This window comes from Rhodococcus sp. WY5, from assembly GCF_018588185.1.
Lineage (GTDB): Bacteria > Actinomycetota > Actinomycetes > Mycobacteriales > Mycobacteriaceae > Rhodococcus_F > Rhodococcus_F qingshengii.
On sequence record NZ_JAAMPR010000001.1, the window covers coordinates 5,060,353 to 5,072,094 of the forward strand.

Sequence of the window (11,742 nt, forward strand, 5' to 3'; positions counted from 1 at the left end):
CAGGCATTCCACCAGAGCGCACCGACAACTCACACATCGCCTGCATCCGGCATGATTGACCTCGTGTCTGCACTCCATACGTATCTCTACGGACCCGTCGGGGCACCGGAGATCCTTTCGCTGCACGGTCTGACCGGTCACGGCCGACGTTGGCAGTCGATGGCCGAGAACCAACTGCCCCAAGCGCGCTGGATCTCGCCCGATCTGCGTGGTCACGGACGCTCGACCTGGGCTCCTCCGTGGAACATCGAATCCCACGTGGCGAGCCTGCTGGAGACGCTCGACGAACATGCCACCGGACCGGTGGTGATCGTCGCGCATTCTTTCGGCGGAATGCTGGCGCTGCACCTCGCGGCCACCGCACCGGAACGCGTTCGTGGGCTCGTCCTGCTCGACCCGGCGATCGGGTTGGATCCGACTTTCATGCAGGAAGTGGCCGAACTCACAATCGGCTCACCGGATCACACCGATGCGGCAGAGGCATACTCCGAGAAGATTCACGGCTCGTGGGGTGAGGTTCCCACCCAGGACCTCGACGTCGAGATGGCTGAACACCTGATCGAACTGGGCAACGGACGCGTCAACTGGCGCCTGTCCACGCCCGCGATCGTGACCGGGTGGGGCGAACTCGCTCGCCCGATCGTGCTGCCTCCGTCGTCGATGCCCACCGTGCTGGTTCAGGCGATGAAGGTCCAACCGCCGTACGTCACCGCCGAGCTCCGGGCAGCACTCACCGAGCACCTCGGTGAAAATCTGACCGGTGTCGAATTCGACTGTGACCACATGGTCCCGCACGTACGGGCCGACGAAGTCGCCGCCCTCGTTCGCAGCATGCTCTGAAGGAACAGACATGGCAGCCACCACCGAAGAGCAGATCGAAGAGGTACGGCGCCTCATCGCGTCGATTCCGGCCGGTTTCGTGGCGACGTACGGCGATATCGCTGATGCTGCAGGACTTTCCAGTGCTCGCACGGTCGGTTGGATCATGCGAACGGACTCTGCCGACCTGCCGTGGCATCGGGTTCTCGGCGCCTCCGGCAAACCGTCGGCGCACCTGGCTCATCGTCAGATCGCCAAGCTCGAACTCGAAGGCGTGCCGATCAAGGACGGTCGGATCGACCTGAAGAAAGCTCGGTATCACTTCTGATTCACGTGTCACCGGTCGTCGTGACGCGGGCGATGGGGCAGCATGGAGGTATGACCGTCACGCCGCCGACAGCCGCCCTCATTCTGGCGGGTGGTCGCGGGACCCGAATGGGTGGTGTCGACAAACCCGGCCTGCTCGTTCACGGCCGCAGGCTCCTCGACATCGCGCTTTCAGCGACGGCGCATCTGGACGCCGTCGTCGTGGTCGGTCCACATCGCCCTGAACTTGATCCTGGCATCACTCAAACTCAGGAAACTCCGGCCGGAGCCGGCCCTGTCGAGGCGATCTGGGCCGGATTGTCTGCGACCCGGTTACCCGACGACGCCGTGGTGGTGGTCCTGGCGTCCGATCTGCCGCACATCGAGGCCGTATCAGTCGACGCTTTGATAGCTGCCACGTCGACGGACAGTCCGGTGACGTGTGCCGTGGACGAGAACAACCGAACCCAATTCCTGCTCTCCGCGTGGACATTTCGCGAGCTCCGGCAACGCCTGTCCACATTGCGGGAGAGTTCGGGGTTGGAGAATCAACCTATGAAAGCGATTGTCACCGAACCGTTCTCGACGCTGCGTGTCACTGGTACCACTGACTGCGACACACCGGCGGACATCGACCGCGCGCGAAACCATCCGCGCCTGACGATCGAGCAAGCCCGCGCCGCCGTCAGGAACTCACTGACAGCATTGTCACCACACCGGGCCGCCCTCGCCGACAGTCTCGGAGCAACGCTCGCGCAGCCTCTCGTCGCCCTGGGTGATCTTCCTCGATCCGATGTCTCGGCGATGGACGGGTACGCCGTCTCCGGCGAGGGTCCCTGGCGAATCCGCACCGAGATCCGTATCGCGGGCGCCGACGGGCAACTCGAACTCGGTGAAGGCGAAGCGATTCGCATTGCCACGGGAGCACACCTGCCCCTCGGCGCCACCTCGGTGATTCGTGACGAGTATCTGTCCGTCGACGAGCCATCTCGGATGGTACGGAGACTGCCGGATGCGCCGCACCGCAACGACGCTCGACCACGAGGGGAAGATTGGACCACCGGATTCACGATCGCCCCGACTGGTACCGCGGTGACTCCGGCGGTGGTCTCCGCAGCTGCCAGCGGTGAAGTGTTCGACGCCCTCGTCCGTGGTCCGGTACGGGCACGCGTGATAGTCACCGGCGACGAGATCCGGCGGACCGGTCCACTGCGTGAAGGTCAGACCCGCGACTCCGTCGGTGGGATTCTCCCCTACCTACTGGAAAGCAACGGCGTACGGTGCGTGGCGGATTCGCACCTGAGGGACACGGCCGACAGTTTCGAGCGTGTACTGGCGGATGCGACTGAACAGGACCTGCTTGTTGTCATTGGTGCCACGGGCGGCGGCGCTGCCGACGAAATGCGCAGTGCGCTCGATCGACTCGGCGCTCGCACGATTGTCGGGCGAGTCGCCTCGCGCCCGGGCGGATCTCAGATAACGGCTGTCCTGCCCAGTGGTCGGGTGGTTCTCGGCCTCCCCGGCAACCCGTACGCCGCAGTGACCACCCTGTTGACGATGCTGCCCACCGTCGTGGCCGCCTTGACGGGAAGCGACACACCACCGCGACTGCTCGGCATCATCGAGAACGCCGCTGCGGTGACTTCCGATGCGGTACGCCTACTGCCGGTCACACAATCCGCCGACGGTCGCTGGCGCGCCGAACCGTCTGTACTTACCGCACACCTGGCGGGGTTGATCGGGCGCTCCGCGTTTGCACTCGTTCCGCCACACGCGGAAGACGATGCCGTCGCCGAAGTGGTTGTCCTCCCACGCTGATCGGGTCAGTCGTTTGGGCGCCTACGCCGGTTGACCCCGACCACGCCGACCACTGTCGCAAGCACCAGCGAATACACGCCCCACAGCACCAAGAACGGCAGCAGCCACCCGGCATCAACGGTCTGACCGCGCGGTCCGACGCAGTACAGCGTGAAATTGGTGGACGTACCGTCGCCGTCGGAAAAGGTATCCGAGACGACCATCGCGCTCGATGTGGGAGCTTCACAGAAAATCGGCGCCAAATGAGCGACCTGTCCTGGCCAGATCACCGAAGACAGTAGTGCAGCAAAGATTCCCACGACCACGATCACCACTACGGAGATCAGCAACGGAGCGATACGGCGGCTCACAGCGGGTGCACCAGGAAGGGAGTTCCGTCAGGCTCGAAGACCACCAGCGCCCGCGAGCGTGGAGATTCCACCATCACGGATGCGCGAATCGCCTCGGTGCGACTGACCGAGATCCCGGTGACTTCGCCGTCGTCGACACCGCTGTTCTCCAGCGCGTCGTCGACCAACTTCTCGAGGTTCGTCAATGCCGGCACTTGATCCAGCGTGAACGATCGTGCATCGAGATCGTCGGTGACACTGACTTGCACGGGGCTCGGCTCGCCGAGAATGACTCCGTCGAAAGAGAATCTGTCGAGCTGGGTCGGCTTCCCGGGGTCTCGAACGGTGACTCCGAGCGTCTCGATCGGGCTGATGTCGATGCTGGTCACCGATACCGCGTCGACGCCGTATCTATGTGCGAGGCTGTCGAACCCGCCTCGCACCAACTCCGACGTCATCCCACCGCCACGTTCGCGCATCTGATTGTCGAAATCCATCCGATCGACGGCACCGATACATCCGCTCAGACTCGTGGCCGCCAAAGCGATGGCTACCGTCCACAGCGCCGACCGCACCTGCGAGGACGCGAATTTCATGAGCGGAGCGTACCGCGAGTGTCCGGTTCCATCCCGGTGGACTGCGCGTCGCACGAATTACTGTCGGCGACTCGTGGGATCATCGCGCCATGAATCGTGTCGACGAAGGATTCGAACCGCCGGACGCATTGGTCGAGTGGTGCCGCTCCCGCACCTTTCCACTGCACGTCCTCGACGACGAAGCCACCGTCGACCTGGATTGGTGGAACGCCCACCTGAAGGACGCCGGCCACACCATCAGCCTGCGCGGGCGTGATCTCGACGGCAAAGTGATCACCGAAGGCCGAGCCATCGTTCAACGCAACGACCTTCGCCCGTCGAGCGATCTCGTTGTCGCCCAGCACGACGGCCTCGGACTACTGTTTCTCTGCGCGGCCTGGCAGGGCTCGCACGAGAGCCGACGGTTCACACGGCGGTTCCCCAACGTCTTCAATCCCCATCACCGCGAGGACGAGGATCCGCTGACCCAGATCACAGCCATTCTCGATCACTGCTCGAAAAACAAGTCGATGCCCGTCGTCCGGCGCGACACCTGGTCCGGGTGGCCACTCACCCCCGGTGTCGGGGTATCGCTGATGGCCGCTTTCATGTGGGCAGTGGGCGTACAGGACGAAGGCCGACGCGCTCAGATGATCGACCAGTACGGAGTCTCGACGCTCATCCACGAGGGCTGGCTCGAGGATCCTTCCGTCACCGGCTTCACGACGCGTCGCTACCGCCGGTACTGCGAACTTCTCGACAGCTGGGCCTATGCCGCCGGCACCCAACCCGAGATCGTCGAGATGTGGTTGGTGAAAAGGTGGAGTGCGCGATTGGCCCAAGCACGCAACGACGTGAGCGCCCCCACCCTGTTCTAACTCTCAGAACGGCTGCATCTCAGAACGGCTGCATCTCAGAACGGCTGCATCTCAGAACGGCTGCATCTCAGAACGGCCAGGCAGGGAGAGTCGGCAGCCCCACCCTCGTCGGCCTCCCGACCAACCAGGCCAAGGTCTCCGCGTCGGACAGCGACGGCACTCGTACACCCGGGACCGCCGTCTCGAGTGCGCCCAACTGACTGGCGAGAGTGAATTCCACGAACTCGGCAGGCCAGTCGTGGCAGGTGTAACCGATGTCGAGGTCCATCAGGTGAATCTCGATCTCGTTCCAGCGCAGGATCGGTAGATCGAATGCCGTCACAGGTTTGCGCCACGGCACCGGTGTGTCCAGTCGATCTGTCGGGATCTCGCACAACGCGTCGACCAGCCTCGTTCCCGAGAAGCGGTAGTCGAGGGCCAACAATTCAGCCGGGCGATCTGCGCCCTCTTCGATTGCAGCATTGCGCGCATCCGGCCCCCCTGGATACATCTCCCCCGATTCGCCGCCCTGCACGCCGGCAACAAATCTGCCTAGCGCGTCGGCGTTGCGCGACATGTGCGTCACGACGTGTCCCCGACTCCACCCGGGGAGCCCGGAGGGCTCCCGCGCCTGCTCTTCGGTCAGTGCACCGATGAGAGCCTGTGCCTTGACGTCGGATTCACGAACTGCTGCGACCAGGTCGGCATACGTCGGCGTTACGGAGTGAGACGTCATGCAGCGATACTAGTTCCCTTCGCGCACTCTCATACCGATTCACGACAAGGTCCACCACTCCCGGATCGACGCCGAGCGGTTCGGTCACACCATCGGCTCCTGCAGCGTGCAACCTTTCGTGGAACAGCCCGTGCGCGAGGAGGTACGAGGCGACAAAAACTCGCTTCGCGCCGCGAACGCGTGCTGCTGCAACAACATCGGCTACCTTCGGCTCCCCGGTCGCGATGTACCCGATGTCGACACGAGTCCCCGCCGCTTCGGCAAGCATCAGCGCAGCACGCTCGACGTCTCGCAGCGCCCGCGCATCGGACGACCCGGCGGCAGCAAGCACTGTCGCGTCACCCGGATTCCACCCCGCTTCGGTCAAGCGCCGAAGCAACACGCGTGCAAGCGCCGGATCGGGTCCGAGTGCGGGCGTCACACTCACAGCCGAGTGCTCACTGAGCGTCACTTCGCGTCGAACATCGGTGTGAACGTGGTAGCCGGACGCCAGGAACGCCGGTACGAGAATCGCTCGCCCCGGAGTGTCCCGGAGGACTTCCGAAGGTGACGGACCGAGCACATCGACAAAGGCAACGCGCGTGCGTCCGACGCGCGTGCCGACGGCGTCGGCCAGTGCGGCAACCATTTCCACGCCACGTGCACTACGCGTGCCATGAGCTACCAGGACGAGGACATCGTCATCGCGTTGCATAGTCACCTGGATTCTGTACGTAGTCGCCGGGGTCGAGGGCAAGTCGATAGCCCCGCTTGACCACCGTCTGAACGGCTTTGGGCGCGCCGAGGCACGCGCGCAATCGGGCGACGGCGGTCTCGACGGCGTGGGTGTCGCCGCCGCCACCGGGAAGAGAAGCCAGAAGTTCGTCGCGGGAGACGACTCGACCGGGACTCGCACCGAGAGTGCGGATCAACGACATCGCAGCCGGCGGCAATTGCTTCACTTCACCGTCCACGACTACGCAACCGCCGCGAATGCTGATTTCGTGTTCGCCGGCTTGAATCTTGTTGGCTCGCTGCGGGAGTTCGTCGACGATGTGTCGCGCGAGCGCGCCCAGACGTGCCCGCGCCGGGGCCGTGGTCGGTACATTCAACGCTTCGAGCGGCGCGGAGGTGACCGGGCCGACGCACATGGCCGCCACCGGACCCCGCATCGCGTCGAGAATGTCTCCGAGATCCCCGGTCTTGTCGGCTCGCATCAACATCGAGGCTACGGCCGGTGCACTGGTGAAACTGACGGCGTCGATTCCGGCTGACGCTATGGCGTCGATCATCCGGTCGAGCAGCGTCGGATCCTCCGGCGGTTCCCATCGATAGACGGGCACCGCGATGACCTCGGCGCCGGCCTCGCGCAACACCTGACAGAAGTCGGGAATCGGCTCCCACTCGGTGGTCGCACCATGCAGTTGAACGGCGATCCGCTTTCCCGAGACACCTTCTGCCAGAAGATGTTCGAGCACCTCGGCGGAAGACTCGGATGCCGGTGACCATTCCTCACGAAGGTCGGCCGCGCGGATTGCTCCCTTGGCCTTCGGTCCTCGCGCGAGCAGACGAGCCGAGCCCAACGCGGATCCGAGATTTTCCGCCTCACCCCACCCGTCGGCGGCTTCCAGCCAACCCCGGAATCCGATCCCGGTGGTGGCGACAACCACCTCGGGAGGATCCGAGATGATCTGCTGTGTCACCCTTTCGAGCTCACGGTCGTCGGCCAACGGAATGATTCGAATCGCCGGAGCGTGAACGACATCCGCTCCCCGACGAGTCAGCAAGGTCGCGAACTCCTCGGCGCGGCGCGAAGCAGTGATACCTACCGTGAATCCAGCCAACGGCATGTCGTCACTCACGAGACTGCATCGGCGACAGTCGAGCGAACACCCTGCATCTGCAAGCTGTGTACCTGAACGACTCCAGCCCACACGCGAACGCCGTACACCGGCAGCGCAACCGACAAGTCGTCCAGCGCCCGGCCGTCGACCAGCGAGAACGCCTGCTTGAGCAGTGGCGAGACCACGATCGGTTCACCGTCCCGGTCGCCGACGAGTCCGCGAGACATCACCGCGGCGCGGCCGTACGGATCGAAGTTGCTGACAGCCCGGAGTGTGCCGTCCTCGAGTAGGAACAGTGCCACCTGCTCGCCGCCGCGAAGAAGCACGGCAACTCCGCGCCCAGGGATCAGATGGCTCAGCGGGCAGGCCGACGTCCATTCGAGTCGATCCGAATCCAGCTTGGCGATCTGCGCATCGATGACACTCATCGAAGTCCTCCTGTCGATCCGGCGACAACGTCGCGCGGGTTCTTGTCTACGTTTCTACGGATCCCGTGTTTCCCACGGGTTACGCGACTATTACCGGCGCGTGGGGATGCTCGGCATGCCCATCAGGACCGGAACCTTGCGCACTCCGGTCTCGTCGAACACAACCGTCGGGTCGGCTTCTTCCGGTGCGTTGACGAACGAGACGAACCTCGACAATTTCTCCGGATCACCCAGCACACCGGCCCATTCGTCCTGGTAACCCTCGACGTGCTTGGCCATCAGTGCCTCGAGTTCTTCGCCGATACCCAGGCTGTCTTCACAAATCACGGCCTTGAGGTGATCAAGTCCGCCTTCGAGTGATTCGACCCACGGCGCCGTGCGCTGGAGGCGATCGGCAGTACGGATGTAGAACATGAGGTAGCGGTCGATGTACTTGACCAAGGTCGCGTCGTCGAGGCCTCCGGCAAGCAACTGAGCGTGTTTGGGCGACTGTCCGCCGTTACCGCCCACATACAGATTCCAACCGTTCTCCGTCGCGATGACGCCGACGTCCTTGCCTCGCGCTTCGGCACATTCACGGGCGCAACCCGAGACGCCGAACTTGATCTTGTGCGGCGAACGCAGACCGCGGTAGCGATTCTCGAGGTCGACGGCCATACCCACCGAATCCTGGACACCGTAGCGGCACCAACTCGAACCGACGCAACTCTTGACCGTCCGGAGGGACTTGCCGTACGCCTGACCCGATTCCATCCCGGCGTCGACGAGGCGCTTCCAGATCGCGGGCAACTGTTCGACGCGGGCACCGAACAAGTCGATGCGCTGACCGCCGGTCACCTTCGTGTACAAGCCGAAGTCTCGCGCCACTTCTCCGATGACGATGAGTTGCTCACCCGTGACCTCGCCGCCCGGCATCCGAGGTACCACGGAGTACGTACCGTTCTTCTGGATGTTTGCGAGGAAGTGATCGTTGGTGTCCTGCAACGACGCCTGCTGGCGGTGCAGGATGTGATCGGAGTCCGTCGATGCCAGAATCGAAGCGACTACGGGCTTGCAGATGTCGCAACCGGCGCCCTTGCCGTACTTGGCGATCAGCGCCGAGAAGGTTCTGGTCTGCGTCGACTGGACGATCTGGAACAACTCGGCCCGCGACTGCGCGAAATGTTCGCACAGTGCCTTCGACATCACGACGCCGGAATCGGCCAGCAGCTGCTTCACGGTGGGAAGGCAACCGCCACAAGTGGTTCCGGCGCTGGTGCACGCCTTCACCGAAGCGATGTCGCATGCGCCGGCTGCGATTGCACCGCAGATGGCTCCCTTCGTCACGGCGTTGCACGAGCACACCTCGGCGTCGTCGGGCAGCGAGCCTGCACCCGGCTTCTCCCCCGCAGGCGAGATCAATGTCGCCGGGTCACCGGGTAGTTCGCGACCGACCAGCGGGCGCAGCGACGCGTAGGCCGATGCGTCACCGACAAGAATGCCGCCGAGCAGGATCTTCGCGTCGTCGGAGACCACGAGCTTTGCGTACGTCCCCTTGGACGCGTCGCTGAGGACGACTTCGAGGGCGCCCGGTGAGGTCGCCATCGCGTCACCGAAACTGGCGACGTCGACGCCCATGAGCTTGAGCTTGGTGGACATGTCCGCGCCCGGGAAATCCGCGGCGCCGCCGAGCAGACGATCGGCCACGATCTCGGCCGTCGTGTAACCGGGAGCGACCAGACCGTAGCAACGGCCTTCCACCGCAGCACATTCGCCGACAGCGTAGACGTTCTCGTCCGAAGTCACGCAGCCGAGGTCGGTCAGGATGCCACCGCGCTCCCCCACTGCGATCCCGGCGTCGCGGGCCAGCTGATCACGCGGACGTACTCCGGCGGAGAAGACGAGCAGCGCGGCGTCGATGGTGGAGCCGTCGGAGAGTTCGACCACGATTCCGTTGTCGGCCTGCGAAATTCCCGCCGTCCCGACACCGGTGTGGACAGTGAGCCCGAGTTCGGTGACGAGGCGAGCGAGCAGTGCGCCGCCACCCTCGTCGACCTGCATCGGCATCAATCGCGCATTGTGCTCGACGACGTGTGCCGTCATCCCCATGAGCGAGAGAGCATTTGCGGCCTCGAGTCCAAGCAAACCTCCGCCCACCACGACGCCGACAGCGCCAGGACCAGCCTTCTCAGCGGCGGCCCGGATACCGTCGAGGTCGTCGAGGGTGCGGTAGACAAAACATCCGTCGCCGTCGTGCCCCGGTACGGGAGGCACGAACGGATACGAACCGGTCGCCATCACCAGAGCGTCGTAGGAGATCGTCTCGCCGGTTGTCGTCGTGACCGTGCGTGCATCTTTGTCGATCGCGAGCGCGCCCTCCCCCACACGGAGGTCGACCAGGCTGTCGCCGTCGTAATCGTTGCCGGCCAGAGCCAATTCCTTGGGGTCCCACGCTCCGACGTACGAGGACAGCCCGACTCGGTCGTACGCTGCGTACTGCTCGTCGCAGAGTACGGTCACCGACCAGTTGTTCGCTTCGTCGCGCGAACGCAGTGCCTCGACGAATCGGTGTCCGACCATTCCGTGTCCGATGACAACAACCGACTTGCTCATGACGCCTACTTCCTGAGGTACGAGATAGTTCTGAGATTCTGCGGACCGCTCACGCCGTGACTGCGACCTTCGCCTCGTCGACGTCTGTGGTCAGCGTCGACGGCTTGCGCAGGAAGACGAACCAGGTGACTGCGATGCAGGCGATGTAGAAGGCCAGGAACACCCAGAAGGCCATGGTCGCCGACTTCGCGGGGCTGCTGTACGACGCGCGCAGCACCAGGTTGATGCCGACGCCGCCCAAACCGCCTACCGCACCGGCAAATCCGATGAGAGCGCCGGAGATACTGCGCGACCACGTTGCCTTCTCGCTTCGATCCATGTGATCGAAGCTCTGAGCCTTCGCCTCGAAGATCGCCGGGATCATCTTGTAGACGGATCCGTTTCCGATGCCCGAGAGCAGGAACAGGGCGATGAAGCCGAGAACGAATGTCACCATGATCCCGGCGCTGGCGACGCCGGCGGTGTTGTCGTCCATCGTTCCGGCCGTCACGAGTATCGATGCCGCGAATGCCATGGCGACAAACGTCCACATGGTGATCTTGCCGCCGCCGATGCGGTCGGCCAGTTTGCCACCGAGCGGCCGGGCGATCGAACCGAGGAGTGGTCCGATGAAGGCGATCTGTGCTGCATGCAGCGCCGCCGCGGCCGGAGTGGCACCGCCGGCGAGGAAGTTGATCTGCAGAACCTGACCGAAGGCGAAGCTGAATCCGATGAAGGAACCGAACGTACCGATGTACAGGAAGCTGATCACCCACGACTCGGAGAACCTGAGTGCCTTGGCCATGGAGCGCAGGTCCGACTTCTGGTTGCCCAGGTTGTCCATGAACAGCGCGGCACCGACGGCGGCGGCCGCAATGAACACGAGATAGACGGCGCAGACGATCCACGGAGCGCGGTTACCGACGGTGGCGATCACCAGCAGACCGATCAGCTGAATCATCGGCACACCGATGTTGCCGCCGCCGGCATTGAGACCGAGCGCCCACCCCTTGAGGCGTTGCGGGTAGAAGGCATTGATGTTGGTCATCGACGACGCGAAGTTGCCGCCGCCGATACCTGCAGTGGCTGCTACCAACATGAACGTGGTGTACGACGCACCCGGGTTCATCATCAGGTAGAGCGTGAGAAGTGTTGGTACGAAGAGGAACAGCGCACTCATGACGGTCCAGTTACGACCGCCGAACCGTGCGGTGGCAACCGTGTAGGGAATGCGGAGGACCGACCCGACAAGTGTGGGCACTGCGACGAGGAAGAACTTTCCGGCCGCGTCGATGCCGTAGATATCCGTCGGCATGAACAACACCATCACGGACCAGATCGACCAGATCGAGAAGCCGACGTGTTCGGCTACCACTGACCAGATCAGGTTCCGCTTCGCGATGTCCTTGCCGCCGGATTCCCAGGCGTCGACGTCCTCTGCATCCCAATGCTCGATGTAATGACTCACCAGGGCCTCCTG

At 63.9% G+C, this 11,742-nt stretch carries 12 protein-coding genes; 4 read left to right on the forward strand and 8 right to left on the reverse strand.

All coding sequences use genetic code 11. From position 1 onward, the window contains the following. The first annotated feature begins 51 nt into the window (after nt 1–51). Genes G4D79_RS23335 through G4D79_RS23345 form a run of 3 tightly spaced genes read left to right on the forward strand, consistent with a single transcriptional unit; the run spans nt 52 to nt 2,943 of the window. Complete coding sequence (locus G4D79_RS23335) at nt 52–840, forward strand: alpha/beta hydrolase (RefSeq protein ID WP_214514436.1); 789 nt, start codon at nt 52–54, stop codon at nt 838–840. Nucleotides 841–850: 10 nt separating this feature from the next. Then, nucleotides 851–1,147, forward strand: coding sequence for an MGMT family protein (locus G4D79_RS23340; RefSeq protein WP_003942322.1), 297 nt, complete (start codon nt 851–853; stop codon nt 1,145–1,147). A 50-nt stretch (nt 1,148–1,197) separates the two neighbouring features. Continuing rightward, the gene (locus G4D79_RS23345; protein ID WP_214514437.1) at nt 1,198–2,943 is read left to right on the forward strand and encodes an NTP transferase domain-containing protein; all 1,746 of its coding nucleotides are present in this window, start codon (nt 1,198–1,200) and stop codon (nt 2,941–2,943) included. 5 nt (nt 2,944–2,948) lie between these two features. On the opposite strand, the gene G4D79_RS23350 is transcribed toward G4D79_RS23345, so the two are convergent. Further along, nucleotides 2,949–3,293, reverse strand: a complete 345-nt coding sequence (locus tag G4D79_RS23350; RefSeq protein WP_003942308.1) for a hypothetical protein — start codon at nt 3,291–3,293, stop codon at nt 2,949–2,951. Continuing rightward, nucleotides 3,290–3,868, reverse strand: coding sequence for a hypothetical protein (locus G4D79_RS23355; RefSeq protein WP_042922177.1), 579 nt, complete (start codon nt 3,866–3,868; stop codon nt 3,290–3,292). Before G4D79_RS23355 ends, G4D79_RS23350 begins: the two co-directional genes overlap by 4 nt. 89 nt (nt 3,869–3,957) lie before the next feature. Here G4D79_RS23355 and G4D79_RS23360 point away from each other — a divergent pair, with 89 nt between their 5' ends. Then, nucleotides 3,958–4,725, forward strand: a complete 768-nt coding sequence (locus G4D79_RS23360; protein WP_003942311.1) for a hypothetical protein — start codon at nt 3,958–3,960, stop codon at nt 4,723–4,725. A 67-nt stretch (nt 4,726–4,792) separates the two neighbouring features. Here G4D79_RS23360 and G4D79_RS23365 read toward each other — a convergent pair whose 3' ends face one another. The 6 genes from G4D79_RS23365 to G4D79_RS23390 form a co-directional block, all read right to left on the reverse strand. Continuing rightward, a complete protein-coding gene (locus tag G4D79_RS23365; RefSeq protein WP_007731241.1) occupies nt 4,793–5,440 on the reverse strand; it encodes a maleylpyruvate isomerase family mycothiol-dependent enzyme in 648 nt (215 codons plus the stop codon). Further along, nucleotides 5,385–6,134 carry a sirohydrochlorin chelatase gene (locus tag G4D79_RS23370; RefSeq protein WP_166502929.1) on the reverse strand — a complete coding sequence of 250 codons (750 nt, stop codon included), beginning with the start codon at nt 6,132–6,134 and terminating at the stop codon, nt 5,385–5,387. Before G4D79_RS23370 ends, G4D79_RS23365 begins: the two co-directional genes overlap by 56 nt. Then, nucleotides 6,121–7,281, reverse strand: a complete 1,161-nt coding sequence (locus G4D79_RS23375) for a uroporphyrinogen-III synthase (protein WP_003942336.1) — start codon at nt 7,279–7,281, stop codon at nt 6,121–6,123. Before G4D79_RS23375 ends, G4D79_RS23370 begins: the two co-directional genes overlap by 14 nt. Beyond that, nucleotides 7,278–7,691: a nitrite reductase small subunit NirD gene (nirD, locus tag G4D79_RS23380; RefSeq protein WP_214514438.1), complete on the reverse strand. Its 414-nt coding sequence runs from the start codon at nt 7,689–7,691 to the stop codon at nt 7,278–7,280. Before nirD ends, G4D79_RS23375 begins: the two co-directional genes overlap by 4 nt. Nucleotides 7,692–7,781: 90 nt before the next feature. Then, on the reverse strand, nt 7,782–10,283 hold the full coding sequence (gene nirB, locus G4D79_RS23385; protein WP_214514439.1) for a nitrite reductase large subunit NirB: 2,502 nt from the start codon (nt 10,281–10,283) through the stop codon (nt 7,782–7,784). 49 nt (nt 10,284–10,332) lie between these two features. Next, nucleotides 10,333–11,733, reverse strand: a complete 1,401-nt coding sequence (locus tag G4D79_RS23390; protein ID WP_085998905.1) for a nitrate/nitrite transporter — start codon at nt 11,731–11,733, stop codon at nt 10,333–10,335. Nucleotides 11,734–11,742: the final 9 nt, after the last annotated feature.